General features: G+C 64.8%; 21 protein-coding genes. 14 read left to right on the plus strand and 7 right to left on the minus strand.

Annotated features, from left to right (window positions below):
- Window positions 1–16: 16 nt before the first annotated feature.
- The 6 genes from K410_RS0112585 (at window position 17) to K410_RS0112610 (ending at window position 6,757) form a co-directional block, all read left to right on the plus strand.
- The gene (locus tag K410_RS0112585; RefSeq protein WP_028135187.1) at window positions 17–1,009 is read left to right on the plus strand and encodes an ABC transporter substrate-binding protein; all 993 of its coding nucleotides are present in this window, start codon (window positions 17–19) and stop codon (window positions 1,007–1,009) included.
- 14 nt (window positions 1,010–1,023) lie between these two features.
- Window positions 1,024–1,854 carry an ABC transporter ATP-binding protein gene (locus K410_RS0112590; RefSeq protein ID WP_196236055.1) on the plus strand — a complete coding sequence of 277 codons (831 nt, stop codon included), beginning with the start codon at window positions 1,024–1,026 and terminating at the stop codon, window positions 1,852–1,854.
- A 129-nt stretch (window positions 1,855–1,983) separates the two neighbouring features.
- Window positions 1,984–3,393, plus strand: a complete 1,410-nt coding sequence (locus K410_RS0112595) for an enolase-like domain-containing protein (protein ID WP_028135189.1) — start codon at window positions 1,984–1,986, stop codon at window positions 3,391–3,393.
- Window positions 3,390–4,541 carry a Gfo/Idh/MocA family protein gene (locus K410_RS0112600; RefSeq protein WP_028135190.1) on the plus strand — a complete coding sequence of 384 codons (1,152 nt, stop codon included), beginning with the start codon at window positions 3,390–3,392 and terminating at the stop codon, window positions 4,539–4,541. The genes K410_RS0112595 and K410_RS0112600 overlap by 4 nt, the downstream gene beginning before the upstream one ends.
- Window positions 4,542–4,703: 162 nt before the next feature.
- Window positions 4,704–5,894 (plus strand): dihydrodipicolinate synthase family protein, encoded by a 1,191-nt coding sequence (locus tag K410_RS0112605; RefSeq protein WP_028135191.1) that lies wholly within the window; start codon window positions 4,704–4,706, stop codon window positions 5,892–5,894.
- A complete protein-coding gene (locus K410_RS0112610) occupies window positions 5,894–6,757 on the plus strand; it encodes a sugar phosphate isomerase/epimerase family protein (protein WP_028135192.1) in 864 nt (287 codons plus the stop codon). The genes K410_RS0112605 and K410_RS0112610 overlap by 1 nt, the downstream gene beginning before the upstream one ends.
- 109 nt (window positions 6,758–6,866) lie before the next feature.
- On the opposite strand, the gene K410_RS0112615 is transcribed toward K410_RS0112610, so the two are convergent.
- Window positions 6,867–8,087 (minus strand): cytochrome P450, encoded by a 1,221-nt coding sequence (locus K410_RS0112615; RefSeq protein ID WP_028135193.1) that lies wholly within the window; start codon window positions 8,085–8,087, stop codon window positions 6,867–6,869.
- A gap of 119 nt (window positions 8,088–8,206) precedes the next feature.
- Between K410_RS0112615 and K410_RS0112620 the strand changes: the two genes are divergently transcribed.
- From K410_RS0112620 to cnbZ, 8 genes are all read left to right on the plus strand, one after another.
- Window positions 8,207–8,749, plus strand: a complete 543-nt coding sequence (locus K410_RS0112620; RefSeq protein WP_028135194.1) for a phosphonopyruvate decarboxylase — start codon at window positions 8,207–8,209, stop codon at window positions 8,747–8,749.
- Window positions 8,746–9,336, plus strand: coding sequence for a thiamine pyrophosphate-dependent enzyme (locus K410_RS0112625; RefSeq protein ID WP_028135195.1), 591 nt, complete (start codon window positions 8,746–8,748; stop codon window positions 9,334–9,336). The genes K410_RS0112620 and K410_RS0112625 overlap by 4 nt, the downstream gene beginning before the upstream one ends.
- 143 nt (window positions 9,337–9,479) lie before the next feature.
- The gene (locus K410_RS0112630; RefSeq protein ID WP_063831418.1) at window positions 9,480–10,181 is read left to right on the plus strand and encodes a TetR/AcrR family transcriptional regulator; all 702 of its coding nucleotides are present in this window, start codon (window positions 9,480–9,482) and stop codon (window positions 10,179–10,181) included.
- Between the two features lies 1 nt (window position 10,182).
- Window positions 10,183–11,376 carry an efflux RND transporter periplasmic adaptor subunit gene (locus K410_RS0112635; RefSeq protein WP_028135197.1) on the plus strand — a complete coding sequence of 398 codons (1,194 nt, stop codon included), beginning with the start codon at window positions 10,183–10,185 and terminating at the stop codon, window positions 11,374–11,376.
- A 70-nt stretch (window positions 11,377–11,446) separates the two neighbouring features.
- On the plus strand, window positions 11,447–14,542 hold the full coding sequence (locus K410_RS0112640; RefSeq protein ID WP_028135198.1) for a MexW/MexI family multidrug efflux RND transporter permease subunit: 3,096 nt from the start codon (window positions 11,447–11,449) through the stop codon (window positions 14,540–14,542).
- A gap of 251 nt (window positions 14,543–14,793) precedes the next feature.
- Window positions 14,794–15,177 carry a response regulator gene (locus K410_RS0112645; protein ID WP_028135199.1) on the plus strand — a complete coding sequence of 128 codons (384 nt, stop codon included), beginning with the start codon at window positions 14,794–14,796 and terminating at the stop codon, window positions 15,175–15,177.
- The gene (locus tag K410_RS0112650) at window positions 15,174–16,424 is read left to right on the plus strand and encodes an adenylate/guanylate cyclase domain-containing protein (RefSeq protein WP_028135200.1); all 1,251 of its coding nucleotides are present in this window, start codon (window positions 15,174–15,176) and stop codon (window positions 16,422–16,424) included. Before K410_RS0112645 ends, K410_RS0112650 begins: the two co-directional genes overlap by 4 nt.
- A 9-nt stretch (window positions 16,425–16,433) precedes the next feature.
- The gene (cnbZ, locus tag K410_RS0112655) at window positions 16,434–17,177 is read left to right on the plus strand and encodes a 2-amino-5-chloromuconate deaminase CnbZ (RefSeq protein ID WP_028135201.1); all 744 of its coding nucleotides are present in this window, start codon (window positions 16,434–16,436) and stop codon (window positions 17,175–17,177) included.
- A 175-nt stretch (window positions 17,178–17,352) separates the two neighbouring features.
- Here the strand turns inward: cnbZ and K410_RS0112660 are convergent, their stop codons facing one another.
- The 6 genes from K410_RS0112660 to K410_RS0112685 form a co-directional block, all read right to left on the minus strand.
- Window positions 17,353–18,237 (minus strand): ABC transporter permease, encoded by an 885-nt coding sequence (locus K410_RS0112660; protein ID WP_028135202.1) that lies wholly within the window; start codon window positions 18,235–18,237, stop codon window positions 17,353–17,355.
- Between the two features lie 4 nt (window positions 18,238–18,241).
- The gene (locus K410_RS0112665; protein ID WP_028135203.1) at window positions 18,242–19,183 is read right to left on the minus strand and encodes an ABC transporter permease; all 942 of its coding nucleotides are present in this window, start codon (window positions 19,181–19,183) and stop codon (window positions 18,242–18,244) included.
- A gap of 157 nt (window positions 19,184–19,340) precedes the next feature.
- The gene (locus K410_RS0112670) at window positions 19,341–20,849 is read right to left on the minus strand and encodes an ABC transporter substrate-binding protein (RefSeq protein WP_028135204.1); all 1,509 of its coding nucleotides are present in this window, start codon (window positions 20,847–20,849) and stop codon (window positions 19,341–19,343) included.
- A gap of 22 nt (window positions 20,850–20,871) precedes the next feature.
- Window positions 20,872–21,978, minus strand: coding sequence for an ABC transporter ATP-binding protein (locus tag K410_RS36795; protein ID WP_049820028.1), 1,107 nt, complete (start codon window positions 21,976–21,978; stop codon window positions 20,872–20,874).
- Window positions 21,978–22,967, minus strand: a complete 990-nt coding sequence (locus K410_RS0112680; RefSeq protein ID WP_028135205.1) for an ABC transporter ATP-binding protein — start codon at window positions 22,965–22,967, stop codon at window positions 21,978–21,980. Before K410_RS0112680 ends, K410_RS36795 begins: the two co-directional genes overlap by 1 nt.
- On the minus strand, window positions 22,964–23,674 hold the full coding sequence (locus K410_RS0112685; RefSeq protein ID WP_028135206.1) for a DUF1028 domain-containing protein: 711 nt from the start codon (window positions 23,672–23,674) through the stop codon (window positions 22,964–22,966). Before K410_RS0112685 ends, K410_RS0112680 begins: the two co-directional genes overlap by 4 nt.

Below are 23,674 nucleotides of genomic sequence, written 5' to 3' on the forward strand. Positions count from 1 at the left end.
GCAAGGGAGAGAAACGATGAAGCGGTTGATTGGGGTTGTCTCGGCGGTGCTGATGGTTCTTGCGGCCATGCCGGCGCAGGCGGCCGACAAGGTCGTGCTGATGCTGAACTGGTATGTCTATGGCGAGCACGCACCGTTCTATTACGGCAAGGCCAAGGGCATCTATGCGGCCGAGGGCATCGACCTCGAGATCCAGGAAGGCCGGGGGTCGGCTGCCACCACCCAGGCCGTCGCGGCCAAGACCGCCGATTTCGGCTATGTCGACGTCCCCACCATGATGCGCGCCGCCATCAAGGGTGCGCCCGTGGTGGCGGCCGGCGTGCTGCTGCAGACTTCGCCGATGTCCGCCATGGGCTTCGCCGACAAGAACATCAGGAAGCCCGAGGACATCAAGGGCAAGACGGTGGCGATCACGCCCGCGGATTCCATGACCCAGATCTGGCCGCTGTTCCTGAAGAAGACCGGCTTGAAGGAGAGCGACTTCAAAACCGTTGCCGGCGACGGCCAGACCAAGCTCAACGCCGTCATCAACGGCCAGGCTGACCTCTTGCTCGGCTACGTCATGGACCAGTCGATGAAGATCAAGGACGCCACCGGCAAGGACGTCTATCCGATCAAGTTCGCCGACTACGGCATCAACATGGTTTCATCAGGCATCATCGCCAACACCGATTACGTGAAGGCCAATGCCGACCTCGTCCGCCGCTTCATGTCGGCGACCACGAAAGCGGTCGAAGCCGCCGAGAAGGAGCCGAAGGCGGCGGCGCAATCGATCCTCGATGCCAACCCCAAGGGCGGCAAGATCGACACGCTGACGCAAGGTTTCGAGCTGACCATTCCGCTCTATCGGACCGCGGAGACCAAGGGCAAGCGTCCGTTCCAGGTCACCGACCAGAACATGACGGATTCAGTCAATCTGATGGTCGAATATGGCGGTCTCGACGCCAAGGCCAAGGACAACCCGAAGGCGTTCTACACCAACGATTATCTGCCGAAGAGCGGCACGTGAAACCTGCGACTGTCATGAGTGAAACCGCGCAGTCGGCCGCACATCTGAGACTGGTGAGCGACCGGGCTGCCGGCGATGCGTCGGGCATCAAGCTGTCGGGCGTGTCGAAGACCTACCGGACGCGCGACGGTGACGTGCCGTCGCTGCGGCCGCTCGACTTCCACATCAATGACGGCGAGTTCTTCGTCGTGGTAGGCCCATCCGGCTGCGGCAAGTCCACGCTGCTCAAGCTGATCTCGGGCCTGCTGGCGCCGACCACGGGCGATATCCTGGTCGAGGGCCAGAAGGTGACGACGCCGCACGGCAACGTCGGCATCGTCTTCCAGAACGCGCTGCTCTTGCCCTGGCGCAACATTCTCGGCAACGTGATGCTGCCGATCGACATGAAGCGGCTGCCGCGGCAGCAATATCTCGACCGCGCCAAGTCGCTCCTCAAGCTGGTCGGCCTCGAAGGCTTCGAGAAGAAGCTGCCCTGGCAGCTCTCCGGCGGCATGCAGCAGCGCGCTTCGATCTGCCGCGCGCTGGTGCACGATCCCAGGATCATGCTGATGGACGAGCCGTTCGGCGCGCTCGACGCGCTGACGCGCGAACGCATGAATCTCGAATTGATGCGGATCCAGCGCGAGACGAAGAAGACGGTGCTGCTGATCACGCATTCGATTCCGGAGGCCGTGTTCCTCGCCGACCGCGTGCTTGTGATGACCGAGCGCCCTGGTGCGATCGCGGCCATCTACGACGTACCGCTGCCGCGCCCGCGCTCGCTCGACGCGATGGCTGATCCGGTTTTCACCGAGCTCGTGCAGCGCATCCGCAAGCACTTCTTCTCGCAAGGCGCGTTGGATTAGCGTGATGGCAGTAGCTCTAGCTTTCAGAGCGTCATGGCCGGGCTTGACCCGGCCATCCACGTCTTGCTCCGTGCGACAAAGAACGTGGATGCCCGGGACAAGCCCGGGCATGACGACCTTCATAGGACTATGTCGGTGCGCCTGAAGCTGCGAGACATCGCTTTCTTCGAACGTCCCGTGCAATTCGCGCGGCCGTTCCGCTTTGGCGCGATCACGATCAACGCGACGCCGCAGCTGTTCGTGCGGGCCGAGATCGAGGTCGAGGGCAAGACTACAAACAAGGGCGTTGCAGTCGGCGCCAGTGCCGAGCTGCTGGTGCCGAAATGGTTCGACAAGCGGCCGGAGCTGTCGCCGGCGCAGACGGTCGACGGGCTGCGACGGTCGCTCGAGATCGCGCGCGGGCTCTATCTGGCGAGCACCGGATACCAGACCGCGTTCGATCTCCATGCCTCCTGCATCGGTGCCCAGGTCGCAACCTGCGCGAAGAAGAACATTCCGTCGCTTGCTGCGGCCTACGGCCCGGCGGAGATCGACAAGGCGATCCTCGATGCGCTGCTGCGCGGCGTTGAGACCAGCTTTTTCGACGGGATGGCTGCGAACATCGCCGGCATCGATGCCCGGCTTGCTCCCGACCTGAGCGAGAGGGACATCAGGACGTTTCTCTCCGGCCGGGTGCCGCTGCAGCGTGTTGCCATCAGGCATACGGTCGGGCTTGACGATGTCGTTGAAGGCGAGGGCGGCGTTGCCGATCGGCGCGAGAACGTTGGTGCACGCTACTTCAAGCTCAAGCTGTCGGGCGATCCCGCTGCCGACGCGGCGCGGCTCGCACGGATTGGCAAGGAGCTCGATACGCTTGGGCGGGACTCCAAGGTGACGCTCGACGCCAACGAGCAGTATGCCGACCTTGCGGCGTTGCAAGCGCTGATCGACCGGCTCGATCACGACGACGCGCTGCGCCCGATCGCCTCGCGCCTGCTCTATATCGAGCAGCCGATGCCGCGCGACATCACCCGGCAATCGCCGCTCGGCGCGCTCCGCGCCCGTGATTTCATCATCGACGAAGCGGACGATTCCTACGATGCGTTCCCGGCAGCGCGGGCGCTCGGCTATCGCGGCATCTCCTCGAAGTCCTGCAAGGGTCTCTACAAATCCATCGTCAACGCGACGCGCGCCGCGAAATGGAGCGTGGACGGGGAAGCGTTCTTCGTCACCGGCGAGGACCTCACCTGCCAGGCGGGCCTCGCTGTTCAGCAGGATCTCGCCCTCGGCGCCCTTATCGGCGTCACCCATGCCGAGCGCAACGGCCATCACTATGTCGACGGCTTTGGCGAGACGCCCGCCGCTGAGGCGCAAGCTTTCGCCCATGCGCATCCCGATCTCTATGCCGACGCCGGGCAGGGCATCCGGCTCTGTATTCACGACGGCGATCTCCTGACGGGATCGCTTCATGCTGCGGGCTTTGCGACGTCGGTCCATCCGGACTGGTCGGCGGTCCGCCCGCTCGAACAGCCGACATCACTGCAGGAGTATCCGGCATGACCACCCAACGCCTCGGCCTCATCATGAACGGCGTCACCGGCCGCATGGGGCTCAACCAGCATCTGATCCGCTCAGTCGTCGCGATCCGCGACCAGGGCGGCGTCCGCCTGAAGAACGGCGACCGCGTCATGCCCGACCCGATCCTGGTCGGCCGCAGTGCCGACAAGGTCGAGGCGCTCGCCAGGCGCTTCAACATCACGCGCTGGACCACCGATCTTGATGCCGCGCTCGCCGACAAGAACGACACCATGTTCTTCGACGCCGCCACCACGCAGGCGCGGCCCGGCCTGCTGACCCAGGCCATCGATGCCGGCAAGCACGTCTATTGCGAGAAGCCGATCGCGACGAATTTCGAAGAGGCGCTCGAGGTCGTCAAGCTTGCCAATGCCAAGGGCGTCAAGCATGGCACGGTGCAGGACAAGCTGTTCCTGCCGGGTTTGAAGAAGATCGCCTTCCTGCGCGATTCCGGTTTCTTCGGCCGCATCCTCTCGGTGCGCGGCGAGTTCGGTTATTGGGTGTTCGAAGGCGGCTGGCAGGAGGCGCAGCGGCCGTCCTGGAACTATCGCAGCGAGGACGGCGGCGGCATCATCCTCGACATGGTCTGCCACTGGCGCTACGTGCTCGACAACCTCTTCGGCAACGTCCAGAGCGTCAGCTGCATCGGCAACACCGACATCCCCGAGCGTTTCGACGAGCAGGGCAAGAAGTACAAGGCGACCGCGGACGATTCCGCCTACGCCACGTTCCAGCTCGAAGGCGGCATCATCGCCCACATCAACATGTCCTGGGTGACGCGCGTCTATCGCGACGACCTCGTCACCTTCCAGGTCGACGGCACGCTCGGCTCCGCCGTCGCGGGCCTCACCGACTGCATGATCCAGGCGCGGCAGGCGACGCCTCGGCCGGTGTGGAATCCCGACGAGAAGCGGCTGCACGATTTCTACGGCGATTGGCAGAGGGTGCCCGACAATGTCAGCTACGACAACGGCTTTAGAGAGCAATGGGAGATGTTCATCCGCCACGTCTACGAGGATGCGCCCTACAAGTTCACGCTGCTCGAAGGCGCCAAGGGCGTGCAGCTCGCCGAATGCGCGCTGAAAAGCTGGAAGGAGCGGCGCTGGATCGACGTCGCCCCGATCAAGGCGTGAGGTCTATTAGGTAAGCCCCGATGTCTACCAAGCCGTCATTGCGAGCGAAGCGAAGCAATCCAGGATCTTTCCGCCGAGGCAGTCCGGATTGCTTCGTCGCCAGCGCAAATTGCTTCGCAATTTGCCGCGGGCTCCTCGCAATGACGTGGAGAGGTGTGAACCATGAATAAGCCCGTCCAACCCATGTCCTCCTTGTCGCTCAAGCTGCCGAAGGCCGATCGCTCGATCGAGACTTACCGGTTAGCTGCCTCGCGCACATTTCCTGCGAAGCTGGAGGGACCGCTGAATCGCATCGCCTTCTCGGCCGTGCACACGGTGGCCGATCCCTTCGCGGACAACGATCCCTGGCTCTCGGCCGCCGTCGACTGGGACAAGACCATCGCATTCCGCGAGCACGTCTGGGACCTCGGCCTCGGCGTCGCCGAAGCCATGGACACCGCCCAGCGCGGCATGGGGCTGGACTGGCCGACCTCGCTGGAGCTGATCACGCGCTCGGTCGCCGCCGCCAAACGCCGCAACGCGCTGGTGTTCTCGGGGGCCGGCACCGACCATCTCGCCGTGGAAGATGCCGGAACGATCGACGACGTGATCCGCGCCTACGAGGAGCAGGTCTCGGCGATCGAGAAGGTCGGCGGCCGCATCATCCTGATGGCGTCGCGCGCGCTGGCCAAGCTCGGCCGCAACGCCGATGACTATGCGAAGGTCTATGATCGCGTGCTCTCGCAGGTTCGCGAGCCCGTCATCATCCACTGGCTCGGCGACATGTTCGATCCCGCGTTGACCGGCTATTGGGGCACCAAAGACCTCGACAAGGCGATGGATACGGCTGTGGCCATCATCAACGGCAATGCCGCCAAGGTCGACGGGGTGAAGGTCTCGCTGCTCGACAAGCAGCGCGAGATCGACATGCGCAGGCGCCTCGACAAGCGCATCAGGATGTATACCGGGGACGACTTCAACTACGCGGAGTTGATCGCCGGCGACGAACAGGGTTTCTCGCATGCGCTGCTCGGTATCTTCGATGCGATCGCGCCCGCGGCGTCCTATGCGTTGTCGCGGCTGGCGGCGGGTGACGGGGCCGGCTTCCATGACGTGCTGGGTCCGACCGTGCCGCTGTCGCGTCATATCTTCAAGGCGCCGACGCGCTTCTACAAGACCGGCGTCGTGTTCATGGCCTATCTCAACGGCCACCAGGATCATTTCACCATGGTCGGGGGACAGGAGAGCACGCGCTCCACGCTGCATCTGGCAGAGCTGTTTCGTCTCGCCGATAAGGCCGGCCTGCTCGCCGATCCTGAACTCGCGACGCAGCGGATGAAGTCCGTGCTCGCCACCCGCGGTATCGAATCCTGATGCGCGATTTTTCGTCTGACCATCGCTGGCTGTCGCTGAACACGGCAACCGTCCGCAAGCAGGGTGATCTCGTCGCCATCATCGAGGCCTGTGCGAAGCACGGCATCCGCGCCATCGATCCCTGGCGCGACCAGGTCGCAAGCGTCGGCCTCGAGCGCGCCGTGCGGGCGGTGCGCGATGCCGGCCTCGATCTCTCAGGCTATTGCCGCGGCGGCATGTTCACCTCGGACGCCTCGCGCCGCGGCGAGGTGCGGGACGACAACAGGCGCTGCGTCGATGAAGCCAAGGCGCTAGGCGCGCCCTGCATCGTCCTTGTCGTCGGCGGCCTGCCGCAATATTCGCGGCCGGGCAGCGAAGCCTCGAAGGACATCGCGGCGGCGCGCGGGCAGGTCGAGGACGCGATCGCGGAGATGCTTGAGTACGCCCGGCAGGCCAAGCTGCCGCTGGCGATCGAGCCCTTGCATCCGGCTTATGCGGCCGATCGCGCCTGCGTGAACACGACCAAGCAGGCGCTCGATATCTGCGACCAGCTTGACCCCGGGCGCACCGGCATGCTCGGCGTCGCGCTCGACGTCTATCACGTCTGGTGGGATCCGGAGCTGATGGACCAGATCGCGCGCGCCGGCCAGGATCGCCTGCTCGCCTTCCACGTCTGCGACTGGCTGGTGCCGACCAGGGACATCCTCAACGACCGGGGCATGATGGGGGACGGCGTCATCGACATCAAATCGGTGCGTCAAGCCGTCGAAGCGCAGGGCTTTGCCGGCTATTCCGAGATCGAGATTTTCTCCAACGATTGGTGGAGCAAGCCGACGGACGAGGTGCTGCGCACCTGCATCGCGCGGCACAGGACGGCGGTTTAACGGTATTATAAGACCGTTTCCAGTGCCATTTTCCGTGCCGAATGTCCAAGTACATCAAGCACTTGGCTACTGTGCATGGGGTTGTTTTCGCGGATTTTGTATCGAGGCTTCAGCCGATCGTACACGGCACGCTCAAAAAGCCGCGAAACCGCACCCGTCCGCCCCGCACCGGCTTGCCGCTCATGGCATAGTTCGGGAAGCGCGCCAGGAAGCGTGAGATCGCGATCGCCCCTTCCAGCCGTGCCAGCGCCATGCCGGCGCATTGATGCGCGCCGGTGGCGAAGGCGAGATGCCGGTTCGGCGCGCGCGCGATGTCGAAGCGTTCGGGGTCGGGAAACTGCGCGGGATCGCGGTTGGCCGCGCCGATGCACAGCGTCACCGACGTGCCGGCCTCGAGCATGATACCGCCCAGCTCGACGCGCTCGGTGGTCATGCGGTTGCCGAGCTGGTTCGAGCTCTCGTAGCGCAGCATTTCCTCGACCGCGGTCTTGATCATGTCGGGATTGTCGATCAGCCGCTGCTTCTGGTCCGGATGCTGGTCCAGCGCGACGAGGCCGTTGCCGATCAGGTTGGTGGTGGTCTCGTGGCCGGCATTGAGCAGGAAGATGCAATTGTGCAGCAGTTCCTTCTCGGTCAGCCGCTCGCCGTTCTCCTCTCCCTGGATCAGGCGCGTCAGCACATCGCGCTCGGGATTGCCGGGCCTGGCGCGCCGGCGCTCCACCAGCGTTTCCAGATAAGCGAGGAAATCCGTCACCGCCTTGTTGCCGCGCGCAGCCGCGTCAGGCGACACCACGGGTTCGAGCGCGCCGAGGATCGCCAGCGACCAGTCGCGCAGCGGCCCGCGCTCGTCATGGGGCACGTCGAGCAGATTGCCGATCACCTCGATCGGGATGGACGCGGCGAAATCCTCGATCAGCTCGCATCGTCCCTTGGCCGCGATGGCGTCGAGCAGGCCGTCGACGAGCTTGATGAGATCGCCCTCCATGCCGGCGATCGCCCGCGGCGACAGCGCGCCCATGATCAGGCGGCGCACGCGCGTATGCGACGGCGGATCGTTGAAGACGAGGCTGGTGGTGTGATGCTCGTAGAGCGGGGTGTCGCCGTATTTCGGCAAGAACTCGCGCTTCTTGTCCGAGCTGAACGATTTGGTGTTCTTGTAGGTGGTGACGAGATCGTCATAGCGGGTCAGGAACACGGTGCCGCTGCGCAGGCGCTTGACCGGTTCGTTCTCCCGCAGTGCACGATAGGTCGGATAGGGGTTGTCGTAGAACTCGGGCGTCAGCTTCTCGAGGTCGAAGCTTGCCGCCAGCTCCTTCGCATCTGCGTTCATCCCGTTATACTCGCCGGTTAAAGCCGTTATGCCGTTTTTGTTGTTCTGATCGGCGCATGCATGCGTCTACAGTCCTTGCAGCTTAGTCTTGGCACCTTGCTAGCCGACCGGACAGGAAAATGCACGCCCACGCCGATGCTGCCGACACGGCCCCGAACTGGCCCGACGATATTTTCGCGGCCTTGCAACGCTTCGACGTCCGGCAGGTGCCTTACGTGCCCGATGCAGGCCATGCGAAGCTGATCAACCGCGTGCTGGCCTCGTCCACGATGCGCGGCATTCCCCTGACCACGGAGGAGGAGGGCGTGGCGCTGCTTGCGGGCGCCTGGGCCGGCGGACAGCGCGGCGTCTTGCTGATGCAGTCGAGCGGCGTCGGCAATTGCATCAACATGCTGTCGCTGATCCCGATCCTGCGCTTTCCCTTCCTGACGCTGGTGACCATGCGCGGCGAGTGGGGCGAGTTCAATCCCTGGCAGGTGCCGATGGGATCGACGACCCAGGGCGTGTTCGAGCTCTCGGGCGTCCAGGTGCTGCGCGCCTCGAACCCAGCCGAGGTGCCGGCCGTGCTGGAGGCCGCTGCATCGCAGGCCTACAACGCGCTGACGCCGACCGCCGTCCTTCTGTCGCAGCGCCTGATCGGCGCCAAGGTTTTCACCAAATGAGCAAGGCCAATCTTCTCGACCGCCGTCAGGTGGTCTCCACGCTGCTGGCGAACCGCAAGGACGTCGTCGCGATCGGTGGCCTCGGTGCCTCCACCAACGACATGTGCGCGGCCGGCGACCACGCCCGCAACTTTTACCTCTGGGGCGGCATGGGCGGCGCGGCGATGATCGGCCTCGGCCTCGCATTGGCGCAGCCGAAACTGCCGGTATTGGTCATCACCGGCGACGGCGAGATGCTGATGGGCATGGGCAGCCTTGCCACGATCGGCCTGCAGAAGCCCTCCAACCTCTCGATCGCGGTGCTCGACAACGAGGCCTATGGCGAGACCGGCGGCCAGACCAGCCACACCTCGGCCGCGGCCGATCTGGTCGGCATCGCCCGCGCCTGCGGCATCAACGACAGCCGGGCTGTCACGACCATGGCCGAGGTCGAGGCCTTCGCCAAAGCCGTCCATGACGTCTCGGCCGGGCCGCGCTTTGCCAACGTGAAGATCGACAGCGCCGGCCTGGAGCGGATCTTGCCGACCCGCGACGGGACTTTCATCGTCAACCGGCTGCGCGGCGACCTCGGCTTCCAGCCGATTTGAGGCGGGGCTGCTCGTTTCCTGCGGCGTCCAGGTCCTGCACACGGCCCGTGCAGACGGTCAATTTGCACTGAAGTTACAACGCACTTGGGTTGCGATGCAACATAGTGCTTGACTTCCGCGTGGGTGAGTGCTTACTCACCAAAATGAGCTCATTGCGTATGACGGGCGACCTGAGGCGTCAATTGATCCTCGGCGCCGCGAAACGTTGCTTTTCCCGACACGGTTATAACGGCACCACGACGAAGAGCGTGGCGGCCGCCGCTGCCATTTCCGAGGCGCTGCTGTTCAAGCATTTCCCCTCCAAGGCGGCGCTGTACGCTGAAATCCTCAGCGACGAATGCGAGGCAGACCCGGCGCTCACCGAGCTGCTCGAACGGGAGCCTTCGACCGCCACGCTGGTCGAGGTGATCCGCAGCATGGTCCAGCATTTCCTCCACATCGCCGATGGTCCCGATCGGGAGGAGGCGCAGCGCCTGCGACTGATGGCCACGAGCCATTTGGACGATGGCGAATTCGCTCGTTTGCTGTATGCCAAGATCGAGACGCTGATCGGAGCGACCTTCGCCGCCTCGTTCGAACGTGCCGTTGTCGCCGGGGACGCGCGGCCATGCAGCGGCGAGCCGTTCAACCTGTTCTGGTTTGCGCATCACACGGTGATGACGGCCGCGCTGACCAGGCTGTCCGCCACTCCTTGCCTCGTCTACGGCAGGGCGGACGACCTCGAGCGGCAGCTGTGCGAGTTTCTCCTGAGAGGCATCGGACTTAACGACGCCGCAATTGCTTCGCATCTGGGCCACGATCAGGCCGCGGACGCCGGCAAGACGGCGATTGCAGAAAGTGCATGACATGAACATCGTAACCGAGCACAAGATTTCGGGCGAACCGATCGACAACAAGGCTCCCAAGCGTCCGGTACGGCCGGTGCTGTGGTTCATCATCGTCGGCACGCTGCTCGCCGCGCTCGTCGGTGGCCTCGTCTGGTTCAACTATTTCCGCGGCCAGATGATCAAGCAGTTCTTCGCCAACAACAAGCCGCCGCCGACGGCCGTCAGCGCGGCGGAGGCGAAGTCCGAGGTGGTGCCGAACCTGCTCACCGCGGTGGGCAGCCTCGTCGCCGTGCACCAGGTCGACGTCAGTGCCGACGTCAACGGCCGCGTCACCGAGATCAAGTTCCAGCCGGGCACGCGTGTCGAGGCCGGCACGCCCCTCGTGCAGCTGTTCGATGCGCCGGAGCAGGGCGACCTCGCCAATTACAAGGCCCAGGCGACCGTCGCGCAGCTGTCGCTCGACCGTGCCAAGCAGCTGGCCGCGCGCCAGTTCGGCCCGCAGGCAACCGTCGATTCCGCGCAGGCTGCCTACGACCAGGCGCAAGCGGGCATCGCCAAGACGGAAGCCTTGATCTCGCAAAAGCTGGTCCGCGCACCGTTCGCCGGCGATCTCGGCGTCCGCAAGGTCGAGGTCGGTCAATACCTGACGGCAGGTACGGCGATCGTATCGCTGACCGATCTGTCGGAGCTGTGGGCCAACTTCACGGTGACCGAAAAGGATTCCGGCAGCCTCAAGGTCGGCCAGCCTGTTCGGCTCAAGGTCGACGCCTATCCGGGCCGCACCTTCGAAGGCAAGATCACCACGATCGAGCCGCAGATCTCGACCGACACCCGCAACATCCGCGTGCAGGCGACGATCGCTAATCCGGAGAAGATCCTCAAGCCCGGCATGTTCGTGACGACCACGGTGGTGCTGCCGGACAAGCCGGCCGTCATCACCGTTCCCGAGACGGCGGTCGACTACACGCTGTACGGCGACTCGGTGTTCGTGATCACCGAGAAGAAGGAAGAAGACGGCAAGACCAGCCTCTCCGCAGTGCGCACCTTCGTGCAGACCGGCAACCGGGTCGAAGGTCGCGTCGAAATCCTCAAGGGCGTGAAGCCGGGCGACAAGGTCGTCGCCGTCGGCCAGCTCAAGCTGCAATCGGGCGCGGCGGTGTCGATTTCGACCGACCCGGCTCCGCAGATTCCGGCGCAGCCGCCGCGCTATTGATCCATGACGCTCGAGTGATCCGGCCTGGCCGGATCACTTCTCTTGAGACAAAGAAATCGAGATCGCCGCGATGGCCCTTACCGATATTTTCATCAAGCGCCCGGTTCTGTCGGTCGTCGTCAGCCTGCTGATCCTGCTGATCGGCCTGCGCGCGGCGATGGTGCTGCCGATCCGGCAGTATCCCAAGCTGTCGAACACGGTCATCAACATCACGACCGTCTATCCCGGCGCGTCGGCGGACCTGATCCAGGGCTTCATCACGACGCCAATCGAGCAGGCGGTCGCCTCGGCCGAGGGCGTCGATTACATCACCTCGTCCTCGGTGCTCGGCACCTCGACGATCCAGGTCTACATCAAGCTGAATTTCGACCCGAACCAGGCGCTCACCGAGGTTCTGGCGAAGACGAACTCGGTCAAATATCTGATCCCGAAGGAATCCAACGACCCGATCGTTACCAAGACCACCGGGCAGACCACGGCCGTGATGTATCTCGGCTTCTCGTCCGAGGAGCTGTCGGGCTCGGCGATCTCGGATTATCTGACGCGTGTGGTGCAGCCGGTGCTGTCGACCGTCGATGGCGTCGCGTCGGCTGACATTCTCGGCGGGCAAACCTTCGCGATGCGGCTCTGGCTCGATCCTGTGAAGATGGCCGGCCGCAACGTTTCGGCGACCGACGTTGCCGCTGCGATCCAGGCCAACAACTTCCAATCCGCGGCAGGCCAGACCAAGGGCTATCTGATCGTCTCCAACGTCTCGACGAACACCGATCTGACCAATGTCGATCAGTTCAAGAAGATGATCGTGAAGGCCAAGGACGGCGGCTTCGTGCGGATGGAGGACATCGCCACCGTCGAGCTTGCCGCCCAGAGCACGAACGCCAGCGTCGCCTTCAACGGCGAGCACGCGATCTTCATCGGTGTGCAGGCGACGCCGCAAGGCAATCCGCTGACGCTGGTCAAGGGTGTCCGCGCGCTGTTCCCCGAGCTCGAACGCAACCTGCCGCCGTCGATGAAGATGAAGGTCGCCTACGACTCGACCAAGTTCATCCAGTCTTCGATCGACGAGGTGGAGAAGACACTGGGCGAAGCCGTGATCATCGTGATCGTGGTCATCTTTTTGTTCCTGGCCTCGCTCCGATCGGTCATCATTCCCGTCGTCACGATTCCCCTGTCGATGATCGGCGTCTGCACCCTGATGCTGGCGCTGGGCTTCAGCTTCAACCTGTTGACGCTGCTTGCGATGGTGCTGGCGATCGGCCTTGTGGTCGACGACGCCATCGTGGTGGTGGAGAACATCCACCGCCATTTGGAGGAGGGCAAGACGCCGGTCCAGGCGTCGTTGCAGGGTGCGCGTGAGATCGTGGGTCCTGTGATCTCGATGACCATCACGCTCGCCGCGGTGTACGCGCCGATCGGTTTCCTCGGTGGCCTCACCGGTTCGTTGTTCCGCGAATTTGCCTTCACACTGGCGGGCTCGGTGATCGTGTCCGGCGTGATTGCGTTGACCTTGTCGCCGATGATGTGCTCGGTGCTGCTGAAGAACACCGAAGAGGGCCGCTTCGCCAAGTTCGTGAACCGGGTGTTCGGCGCGATGACGCGCTGGTACGGCCGCAGGCTCGACCGCTCGCTCGATTACAAGGCGATCACCGGCCTGTTCGCGGTGACCATCCTCGGGCTTGTCGGCTTCCTCTACATGCACACGTCGAAGGAGCTGGCACCGGAGGAAGACCAGGGCATCGTCTTCGCGGTGACCAAGGCACCGAAATACGCCAACATTGATTATGTCGATTTTTACGGCGAGAAACTCGACAAGGAATTCCAGAAATTCCCCGAGACCGATCTTCGCTTCGTGCTGAACGGCATCAACGGTCCGCAGGGCGGCATCGCCGGCATGCTGCTCAAGCCCTGGGACGAGCGCAAGCGCTCGTCGATCGCTTTGAAGCCGCTGGTGCAGGCCGAGCTCTCCAAGATCGAGGGCGTGCAGGCCTTCGCGTTCAACCTGCCGCCGCTGCCGGGCGGACCCGGCGGCCTGCCGGTGCAGATGGTGATCAACTCCACGGCCAGCTTCCAGACGGTCTATGAACAAATGGAAAAGCTGAAGGACGCGGCGCGCAAGAGCGGCATGTTCATCGTCTCCGACAGCGACCTTGCCTATAGCCAGCCGAACGTCGAAGTCACGATCGATCGTACCAAGGCGCAGGATCTGGGCGTCAACATGCAGAATCTCGGCTCGACGCTCGCGGTCTTGCTCGGCGGCAACTACATCAACCGCTTCAATCTCGAGGGCCGCTCGTACCAGGTCATTCCGCAGGTGCCGCGCATCAACCGGCTCTCGCCGGAATCGCTCGGCGGCTATTATGTGACCACGAACACCGGCCAGCAGCTTCCGCTGTCGACCGTGGTCTCGATCAGGACCAAGACCGACCCGAACTCGCTGACGCACTACAACCAGCTCAATTCGGCGACGTTCTCGGCGGTGCCGATGCCGGGCGTGACCATCGGCGCGGCGGTCGACTTCCTCGAAAGCGAGGCCAAGAATCTGCCGCAGGGCTTCAGCCACGACTATCTGGCGGACTCCAGGCAATACGTTCAGGAAGGCAACCAGCTCGCGATCACATTCGGCTTCGCGCTGATCATCATCTTCCTGGTGCTGGCAGCGCAATTCGAGAGTTTGCGCGATCCGCTGGTGATCATGATCTCGGTGCCTATGGCGATCGTCGGTGCGCTGATCCCGCTGTTCTTCGGCGTTGCGACCATGAACATCTACACCCAGGTCGGCCTGCTGACCCTGGTCGGCCTGATCACCAAGCACGGCATCCTGATGGTGGAATTCGCTAACGAGCTCCAGGTCAACGAGCGGCTCGACCGCCGCTCGGCCATCGAAATGTCGGCCCGCATCCGCCTGCGGCCGATCCTGATGACGACGGCCGCGATGGTCACCGGCCTGATCCCGCTCCTGACGGCGACCGGCGCGGGCGCGGCCAGCCGCTTCTCGATCGGTCTGGTCGTCGTGGCCGGCATGTCGATCGGCACGCTGTTCACCCTGTTCGTGCTGCCGGCGGTGTACGTGGTGCTGGCGACCGACCACCGCGCGGCGGCCGATTCCGAGCGGAACAAGCAGGTCAACGAGCTCGATCTCGGCGGCAAGGCCTTGCGGCCGACCTGAGACGGCTCGCACGCGAACCGGAGGGCGGCAGCGGCCAGACCGTTGCCGCCCTTTTTTCGTTGTGCCACGGCATCTGCAATTTCGGCGCCGCAGCCGCAGCGGACCTCCGGCCTGCGGCGATCGCTCGACGCATGATATCGTCGTGAAGCAGCACGGCGGCGCCATCGACGTGGATACCGAACCCGGTGTATTACCGAATTCACCATCACCCTGCCGCGCACGGCGGCAGGCGGCATGTCCGGAGGCAAGTGGTGAACGCTTACATCCTGGTCGTTGACGACGAGCCCGACGTCGAGGCGCTGTTCCGGCAGCAGTTCCGACGCGAGCTGCGCGCCGGCCGCTTTCAGATGGAGTTCGCCACCTCCGCGCCCGATGCGCTCAAGCGTGCCGCCGAGGTCCGCACCCCCTCGCTGATCCTGTCCGACATAAACATGCCAGGCATGAGCGGGCTGGACATGCTGCCGAAGGTGCGTGCCGCGCACCCGGACGTTCCCGTCATCATGATCACGGCCTATGGCGATGCCGAGACGCGGCGGAAGGCGATCGAGCGCGGCGCCGTCGGGCTGCTCACCAAGCCGATCGACTTCGCCTTGCTGCGACAGGAGATCGACACGAGGCTCGAGCAGGCCGCATGAGCACCACCATCCTCTTCGTCGACGACGAGCCGGATCTCGAGGCGCTGGTCCTGCAAAAGTTCCGCAGGCAGATCCGCGACGGAGAGGTGACCATCATGTTCGCCCGCGACGGTCTCGAGGCGCTGGCCTCGCTCGAGCAGAACCCGCAGGTCGACATGGTGGTTTCCGACATCAACATGCCCCGGATGGACGGGCTGTCGCTGCTGGCGAAGCTCCAGGAGGCCGAGGAGAAGAAATCAACCATCATCGTCTCCGCCTATGGCGACATGAGCAACATTCGAACCGCCATGAACCGCGGGGCGTTCGACTTCCTGACCAAGCCGATCGACTTCGCCGATCTGGAAGCCACGATCGGCAAGACCATCCGCCACGTCGAGATGCTGCACGAGGTGCGCCGGCGCCAGATGGAAGCCGAGCGCGCCCATGCCGCGCTGTCGCGTCATTTCTCGCCCGAGCTGGCCAAACGTCTGGCCGCCAGCGGCGAAGGCGAGGGGATCGAAGTGAAGTGGCGAGATGTCGCCACCATCTTCACCGACATTACGGGCTTCACCTCGCTGGTCGAGACCGCCCCGCCCGAGGCATTGGGCAAGCTGCTCAACGAGTATGTCGGCGGCATGACCGAGATCGTGTTCGCGCATGAAGGGACGGTCGCAAAGATCATTGGCGATGCGATCCAGGTGCTCTTCAACGCGCCCGGAGATCAGCCGGACTATGCCACGCGCGCGGTCGCCTGTGCCCACGCGCTCGATACCTGGGCGGAGGAGTTCCGAGGCCGGCAACATGCGATGGGCATCACCTTTGGTGCGACCCGCATCGGCATTCACGCCGGGCCGGCGCTGGTCGGCAATTTCGGCGGCAACCGTTACTTCGACTACACCGCGTATGGGGATTCGATCAACATCGCGGCGCGGCTGGAGGCCGCCAACAAGCATCTGGGGACGCGCATCTGCGTCAGCGCCAGCGTTGCCGAGGCGGCTGAGAATTTTCAAGGGCGCCCCGTGGGTGAGCTGATGCTGCGCGGACGCAGCGAGCCGTTGCGCGCGTTCGAGCCGTTGCCGCCGACGAAATACGCGGCGCCGGAAACCGCGCTGTATGCGGAGGCTTTCGCCAGGATGGCGGCCGGCGACGCCGCGGCCATGCCTGCCTTTGCTGCGCTGGTCGGCGCGCATGCCGACGATTCCCTGGCCGGTTTTCACCTGAAGCGCCTTCTCAACGGCGCCAAGGGCATTCGCATGCAGCTTGAATAGGAGTTCGTCATGATCCGTGATTTCCCCTCCGGCAACTATCGCTTCATCCCGTCCGTGTTTCAATATTCAGCGGGAGCAGCCGCGGATGACGGTTGCGAGATCGAACGCGTCCGCTTCGATCGTCTGGTCCCATTGGCCGAAGGCTTTGCGCTCGCGGCGAAGTTCATCCAGGAAGCGGGGCGTCCGCTGACGGCGTTCTGCGCCTGCGAGTTGCGTTCGCCGGCGGCCTTCAGCGAGGAGGGCTTTCGCGCGTTCAACCTGCACTATGTCAAGACGCTGTCGGAATGGGGCATCTTCGATGGTACCACCAATCCGGTGGCGCGCAGCAATGTCTGTCCCGAGATCGATCCGCCCTCCGAGCCGTCGTTCTATGCCTTCTCGTTCACGCGGCCGACCCGCTCCAAGGTGCCGTCTTTCGTGATCGCCGGCGGCGCCGAGGCGCGCGAGGGCAGCGGCACCTATGTCGAACGCACGGTGCGCTATCGCGATCTCAGCCCGGAGGGCCTGCGCGAGAAGGTACGTTTCACCACCTCGCAGATGGAGACCCGGATGGCGGCGTTCGGTTTTGGATGGAAGGACACGACCGGCGTCCAGGCTTATTCTATCCACGACTTCCATCACGCGCTGGCCGACGAGCTGGTTCGTCGCGGCGCGCTGCGCTCCGGCCTGACCTGGCATTTCGCCCGGCCGCCGGTGGTCGATCTGGAATACGAGATGGATTGCCGCCGCGTGATGCGGGAAGTGGTCATTTGAGCCGCTGACGGCGCTCGCTGTTCACCTCTCCCATAGGGAGAGGTCGGCGCGTAGCGCCGGGTGAGGGGTTTGGTTTCCTCGATGGAGCTGATCCCCTCACCCGAATTGCTTCGCAGTTCGGCCTCTCCCTACGGGAGAGGTGAACGAACCTCACTGTCGGCTAGTATTGTTGGTTCTACCGCTGCCGCGGATCGAGCGCATCGCGCAGGCCGTCGCCGAGCAGGTTCAGCGACAGCACCACGAGAAAGATCGCAAGTCCCGGCCAGATCGCCATCCACGGCGCCTGTGTCAGGAAGCGTTGCGCGGCGTTCAGCATGCTGCCCCAGGACGGTGCCGGCGGTTGCTGGCCGAGCCCGAGGAACGACAGCGCAGCTTCGGCGATGATGGCGGCGGCGATCGAGAGCGTCGCCTGCACCAGCAGCGCGGGCAGGATGTTCGGCAGGATATGCGAGAGCGCGATCCGCCACGGCGGATTGCCGAGCGCGCGCGCCGCCTCGACATAGTCCTCGGCCTTGATCACGAGGACCTGGCCGCGGGTCAGGCGGATGAAGATCGGTGTTGCCGAGATGCCGATCGCGATCATGGCGTTGCCGAGGCTCGGTCCGAGGAATGCCGCAAGCGCGATCGCCAGGATCAGGAACGGGCACGCCAGCATCGCGTCCGTGACCCGGCTGATCAGCGCATCGATGAAGCCGCCGCGATAACCGGCGAGGAGGCCGAGCGGAACGCCGATGCCGAGCGCGATCGCGACCGAGATGAGGCCCGCCAGCAGTGAGGCCCGCGCGCCGTAGACGATCCGGCTGAGGATGTCGCGGCCGAGCTCATCGGTGCCGAACCAGTGCGCCGCGTTGGGCGGCTTGCGCACCAGGCTCCAGCTCGTCGCGATGGGATCATAGGGCACGATGAGCGGAGCCAGCACGGCGAGCAGGATGAACATCGTGAGCACGATGAGGCCGAACACCGCCGCCTTCCGCTTGAACAGCCGCCGGCGCGCGCGGCGGGCCGGGCTGTCCAGCTCGTCGGAATGCGTGAGGGGGCTCGGCAGCGCGGCGTCGGTCATGAATCTAGCCCCGAAGCCGCGGATTGACGAGGATGTAGGCGATGTCGGCCACGAGGTTCAGCGTGATGTAGATCGTGGCCGTTACCAGCACCACGCCCTGCACCACGGCATAATCGCGGTTGAACACGGCATCCACGATCAGCTTGCCGAAGCCGGGAATGGAGAAGATCTGCTCGGTCAGGACGGCGCCGGACAGCAGCGTGCCGAGCTCGAGCGCGCCGAGGGTGATGATAGGGGTCAGCGCATTGCGCATGGCATGCTTGAGGATCACCGAGCGCTCCAACAGGCCCTTGGCGCGCGCGGTGCGGACGTAATCGCTTTCCAGCACCTGCAGCATGGCGCTGCGCGTATGCCGCATCAGGACAGCGGCAATCGCATTGCCGAGCACGAAGGCCGGCATGATGGTGACCGCCAGGCTGGCGCGCCAGTTCTCCGTGAGCGGCACGTAGCCGGACGCCGGCAGCCAGCCGAGCTCGATCGAGAACAGGAAGATCAGCATGATCCCGAGCCAGAAGTTCGGCGTCGAGATGCCCCACAGCGCAAACAGGTTCGCGCAATAGTCCCAGGCCGAACCCTTCTTGACGGCGGCGACGATGCCGGCGGGAATGCCGATCAGGAACGCGATCACGATCGCCATCGAGCCGAGCTGCAGAGTCACCGGCAACTTCTGCGCGATCAGCTCGCGCACCGGCATCTTGTTGCGCAGCGACTCGCCGAAATCGCCCGCGAGAACGCCCTTGATCCAGTAGACGTACTGGACCGGCACGGGCTGATCGAGCCGGTACTGGCGGCGGATCTGCTCGATCACGGCCGGATCGCGCTCTTCGCCCGCCATCACCAGCGCAGGATCGCCCGGCAGCAATTGCTGCAGCGAGAAGATCAGCACCGAGACGAAGAACAGCGTCGGCACGATCTGCGCAAGGCGGCGGGCGAGGAAGTTCAGCATGGTCGCACCTGTGTCCCGGGCGCGGCGCAACATGCAACGTTGCGCCGCTGAACCGGGACCCAGCTGCCACGGTTCGTCGTCGCCGCGGGTCCCGGCTCTGCGGAGCAGCGCTTCCGCGCTGCGCCGCGCCTAGGACACGGACTGAGTTTCAGATCGATCACTTCAACTTCAGCCCGATCACGCGCACGAGGCCGTCGGGCATCTGCCTGTAGCCTTCGAGCCTGGTCGTGTGCGCGATGATGATGCGGCGGTGGTAGAGGTAGAGCAGCGGCTCCTCCTCCTGCACGAGCTTGGCGAGCGTCTCATAGCTCGCCTTGCGCTTGGCGGGATCGGTGACCAGCCGCGCGTCCTGCAGCGCCTTGTCGGCCTGAGGGTTGTTCCATGCGCTGTAGTTCTGCGGCGCGTCCTTGTGCAAGAACACGTAGGAATTGCCGTCGGGGTCGATGCGTCCGCTCCATGCCAGCATGAAGGCCTGGTAGTCGCCGGTTTCGGCCTGCTTCAGCGACGTTGCGAACTCGGTAACCCGGATCTTCATATCAAAGCCGGCTTCGCTCGCCATGGATTGCACCACTTGGGCCACGGCTTCGGTTTCGGCACCCTTCGGCACCAGAAAGTCGACGCTGACAGGCGGCGTCACGCCGGCTTCCTTCAGCAGCGCCTTGGCCTTGGCGACATCACGGCTGCGGATGGGAAATGCACCCTGATAATAGGGGTGATCCGGATTGACCCATTGGTTGCCTGGTTTGAACTCACCGTTGAACACGACCTGGTTGATCGCCTCGCGGTCGATGGCGAGGTCGAGTGCCTGGCGCACCTTGGCGGACTGGCTGAGCGGTCCCTTGGCCTTGTCCTTGCCGATGTTGAGCGTGATGCCCTGATAGCCGAGCTCGATGGCGGTCGCGACCTTCAGCCTCGAATCCGCGCGCACGTCCTTCAGATCCGTGGCGAGCACGCGCTCGATCAGGTCAAGCCCGCCGGATTTCAGGTTCGCGAGCCGCACGGTGGCATCGACGATCGGCTGGAACACGATCTTGTCGATGAAGACGTTGTCCTTATTCCAGTAGTCGGCGAACTTCTCGAACACGATGCGGTCCTGCTGCACCCGCTCGACGAATTTGTAGGGGCCGGCGCAGACCGGGCGCAGGCCGAACTTGTCGCCGGCCTCTTTCGCGGCCTTCGGCGACACCATCATGCCGGCACGGTCGGTGAGCTGGGCGAGCAGCGGCGAGAACGGCGACTTCAGCACCAGCTTGACGGTGAGGGGATCGACGACCTCGATGTGATCGACCGAGGCCAGCTCCGGCTTGCGGAACGAGCCGGTGAACGTCAGATGGCGTTCCAGCGAGAACTTGACGGCCTCGGCATCGAGCGGCTCGCCGTCGTGGAATTTCACGCCGGAGCGCAACTTGATGACGAGGCCCTTGCCGTCGTCGACAGTCTCGCTCGACAGCGCGAGCTGCGGCACGATGTTGAGCTTCTCGTCGATGTCGAACAGCTTGTCGCAGAAGGCGGAGAACACGATGCGGCCGACATAGGTGCGCGCCATCGTGGGATCGAGGATATCGGGGTCCTCGGCGAGGCCTATGCGAAGCGTGGTCTGAGCCTGCACGGCTCCGGTCGACAACAGGAGGGCGGCGGCCGTTGCGGCCAGGCGAAACATCTTCATCGGACAATCCCCATTGCTTCGGCTATTTCGTTGTAGACGCAGTGTCTTGTATACCAACCCCGGCGGAGCTCCGGCCTTCCGTCTTTTGGCTGAAGGCCGCGACCAATCTTGCAAGCGCCGGCGAAAATCCGCCCGCGACCGGCAGAATGGCATCGGCAGACGGCAGCTCTGCCGTTCGGTGACAGGCGGCGGCATGGCCGGTGCCGTCCGCCGTGAGCTTCGGCGCCTCGCTGCGGCAACGCTCGATCACGAACGGGCAGCGGGTGTGGAAACGGCAGCCGGCCGGAGGATTGAGCGCGCTCGGGATTTCGCCCTCCAGCAGGACCGTCGTTCGTTTCGCCTTCGGCTGCGGCAGCGGGATCGCGGACAGCAGCGCCCGGCTGTAGGGATGACGTGGCGCGGCGAATAGCGCATCGGCCTCTGCCGTCTCGACGATCTGGCCGAGATTCATCACCGCCACATGGTCGGCGATGTGCTTGACCACGGCGAGGTCGTGCGAGACGAAGATGTAGGCGAGGCCGAGCCGGTCCTGCAGCTCGCGCAGCAGGTTGAGGATCTGCGCGCGGATCGAGACGTCGAGCGCCGAGACCGGCTCGTCGCAGATGATCAGCTTCGGCTCGACCGCGAGGGCGCGGGCGATGGCGATGCGCTGGCGCTGGCCGCCGGAGAATTCGTGCGGATAGCGCCGGGCCAGTCTCGGCTCCAGCCCGACCAGCCGCAGCAGCTCGGCGACGCGTGCGCGCCGCTGTGCCGGCGGCACGAGATCGTGCAGGGCCAGCGGTTCGGTCAGGATCTGGCCGACCGTCATGCGCGGGTTGAGCGAGGCATAGGGGTCCTGGAAGATGATCTGCGCCTCGCGGCGGAACGCGCGCAAGCCGCCGGCGTCGAGCGCGAGCAGGTCGCGGCCGTCGAACCGCACCGTGCCCGAATCCGGCTCGATCAGCCGCAGCACCAGGCGGCTGAGCGTGGATTTGCCGCAGCCGGACTCGCCGACCAGTGCCAGCGTCTTGCCGGCCTCGAGCGAGAAGGAAACGCCATCGACCGCCTTGACGTGCGCCAGCGGCCGGCCGAACAGCGAGCGCTGGGCGACGAAATGCTTGACCAGGCCGTTGACCTCGAGCAGCACCATCACGCCACCAGACGTTCGAGCGGCGCGCGGATGCAGCGCGAGAGATGGCCGGGGCTGATTTCGAGCAATGGCGGCGGCGCATGTGTGCAGGCGTCCAGCACGAATGGGCAGCGCGCCGCGAAGCGGCAGCCGGCCGGCGGCTGCGCCATGTTCGGCACCATGCCTTCGATCGTCGCAAGCTGCTCGGCGCGACGGTCGAGCCGCGGGATCGAGCCGAGCAGGCCCACTGTGTAAGGATGCTGCGGAGCCGAGAACAGCTCGTCCACCGGCGCCCGCTCGACGATCTCGCCGGCGTACATCACCGCGACCTCGTCGCAGACTTCGGCGACGACGCCGAGATCGTGGGTGATCAGGATGATGGCGGCGCCGCTGGCGGCCTTCAGCTCGCGCATCAGCTCCAGGATCTGAGCCTGCAGCGTGACGTCGAGCGCCGTGGTCGGCTCGTCCGCGATCAGGAGGTGCGGATCGCAGGCCAGCGCCATCGCGATCATCACACGCTGGCGCATGCCGCCGGACAGCTTGTGCGGATATTCGTCGATGCGCCGTTCGGGTGATGGGATGTGGACGCGGCGCAACAGCTCGATCGTCCGCTCGCGCGCGCTTTTCCGCGAGCCGCCGCGATGGCGCAAGATGGTCTCGATGATCTGGTCGCCGATCGTGAAGCTCGGATTGAGCGAGGTCATCGGCTCCTGGAAGATCATCGCGAGCCGGTTGCCGCGCAAATCGCGCAGGGTCTGATCCGTCGTCCGCAGCAGATCGAGGCCGTCGAAGCGGATCGCGCCGGTTATCTCCGCGCTTTGTTTCGGCAATAGACCCATGATCGCGAGCGACGTCACGCTTTTGCCGCAGCCGGATTCGCCGACGAGGCCCAGCGTCGCGCCGTTGGCCACGCTGAGATCGATGCTGTCGACCGCGTGGGTGATGCGGCCGTCGTCGCCGTGGAAACGGATGCGCAGGTCCCTGATCTCGATGAGAGGGCTCGCGCTCATGACTGTCTTGCGCGCGCGGCTGCGATGCTGGCGTCGATGGCGCTGCGATCGGTGTCGCCGGCCGGGTTCTTTCGCGTCGGCATCGACGCGCGAAAGTGCACCCAGAGCTCGTGGCTGACGTGTTCGAGCCGTTCGAGCTCGCCGAGCGGGTCGTGATGATCGTCGGCGCGAATGTCCAGCGCCGGCCATTCCTCCTCGCCGTGGATCAGGAGCGCCGCGGACTGCTTGCCGCGCTTGTCGCCGCCGGCGGCTTCCCCTGCGCGCATCGCCGCGAGCAGGCGGCGCGGAAAGGGCAGGCTGTCATTGGCGAGATAGGTCTTTGCCGTCTCGGCAAGCACGTCGGCGCCCGCGAGCATGTTGCCGGCGATCGAATAGCCGCTGCCCGCGACATGCCCGCACCAGTCGACGCAGTCGCGGCCGGTATGCGCCGCGATTGCGCCGCTCGCATCCATGATGTGAACCTGCCGGCTTTCGCGGCCCTCGTCCGCCGCGAGCAGCGTTGCGAGCACGTCGTGGACGTTGAGACCCTCGCGCAGCAGCTTCACCCCGTCGATGCCGTAATAGGGATTGACGAAGGCCTGCGTCGCGATCGCGCCGAGGCCGGCCGCGATATAGGGCACGCGGGCGCCGACGGCGAAGAACCGGGTCGCGACCGCGATGCCGAACTGGCCGGTGGCAGGATCTTTCGCGATGATCGACCAGGTCAT

Source organism: Bradyrhizobium sp. 22 (assembly GCF_000482425.1).
Classification (GTDB): Bacteria; Pseudomonadota; Alphaproteobacteria; order Rhizobiales; family Xanthobacteraceae; genus Bradyrhizobium; species Bradyrhizobium japonicum_B.

Excerpts from the sequence above, each read along its gene's own strand:
- K410_RS0112585 (WP_028135187.1), top strand. The coding sequence starts at position 17 with ATGAAGCGGTTGATTGGGGTTGTCTCGGCGGTGCTGATGGTTCTTGCG.
- K410_RS0112590 (WP_196236055.1), top strand. The coding sequence starts at position 1,024 with ATGAGTGAAACCGCGCAGTCGGCCGCACATCTGAGACTGGTGAGCGAC.
- K410_RS0112595 (WP_028135189.1), top strand. The coding sequence starts at position 1,984 with ATGTCGGTGCGCCTGAAGCTGCGAGACATCGCTTTCTTCGAACGTCCC.
- K410_RS0112600 (WP_028135190.1), top strand. The coding sequence starts at position 3,390 with ATGACCACCCAACGCCTCGGCCTCATCATGAACGGCGTCACCGGCCGC.
- K410_RS0112605 (WP_028135191.1), top strand. The coding sequence starts at position 4,704 with ATGAATAAGCCCGTCCAACCCATGTCCTCCTTGTCGCTCAAGCTGCCG.
- K410_RS0112610 (WP_028135192.1), top strand. The coding sequence starts at position 5,894 with ATGCGCGATTTTTCGTCTGACCATCGCTGGCTGTCGCTGAACACGGCA.
- K410_RS0112615 (WP_028135193.1), bottom strand. The coding sequence starts at position 8,087 with ATGAACGCAGATGCGAAGGAGCTGGCGGCAAGCTTCGACCTCGAGAAG.
- K410_RS0112620 (WP_028135194.1), top strand. The coding sequence starts at position 8,207 with ATGCACGCCCACGCCGATGCTGCCGACACGGCCCCGAACTGGCCCGAC.
- K410_RS0112625 (WP_028135195.1), top strand. The coding sequence starts at position 8,746 with ATGAGCAAGGCCAATCTTCTCGACCGCCGTCAGGTGGTCTCCACGCTG.
- K410_RS0112630 (WP_063831418.1), top strand. The coding sequence starts at position 9,480 with ATGAGCTCATTGCGTATGACGGGCGACCTGAGGCGTCAATTGATCCTC.
- K410_RS0112635 (WP_028135197.1), top strand. The coding sequence starts at position 10,183 with ATGAACATCGTAACCGAGCACAAGATTTCGGGCGAACCGATCGACAAC.
- K410_RS0112640 (WP_028135198.1), top strand. The coding sequence starts at position 11,447 with ATGGCCCTTACCGATATTTTCATCAAGCGCCCGGTTCTGTCGGTCGTC.
- K410_RS0112650 (WP_028135200.1), top strand. The coding sequence starts at position 15,174 with ATGAGCACCACCATCCTCTTCGTCGACGACGAGCCGGATCTCGAGGCG.
- cnbZ (WP_028135201.1), top strand. The coding sequence starts at position 16,434 with ATGATCCGTGATTTCCCCTCCGGCAACTATCGCTTCATCCCGTCCGTG.
- K410_RS0112660 (WP_028135202.1), bottom strand. The coding sequence starts at position 18,237 with ATGACCGACGCCGCGCTGCCGAGCCCCCTCACGCATTCCGACGAGCTG.
- K410_RS0112665 (WP_028135203.1), bottom strand. The coding sequence starts at position 19,183 with ATGCTGAACTTCCTCGCCCGCCGCCTTGCGCAGATCGTGCCGACGCTG.
- K410_RS0112670 (WP_028135204.1), bottom strand. The coding sequence starts at position 20,849 with ATGAAGATGTTTCGCCTGGCCGCAACGGCCGCCGCCCTCCTGTTGTCG.
- K410_RS36795 (WP_049820028.1), bottom strand. The coding sequence starts at position 21,978 with ATGGTGCTGCTCGAGGTCAACGGCCTGGTCAAGCATTTCGTCGCCCAG.
- K410_RS0112680 (WP_028135205.1), bottom strand. The coding sequence starts at position 22,967 with ATGAGCGCGAGCCCTCTCATCGAGATCAGGGACCTGCGCATCCGTTTC.
- K410_RS0112685 (WP_028135206.1), bottom strand. The coding sequence starts at position 23,674 with ATGACCTGGTCGATCATCGCGAAAGATCCTGCCACCGGCCAGTTCGGC.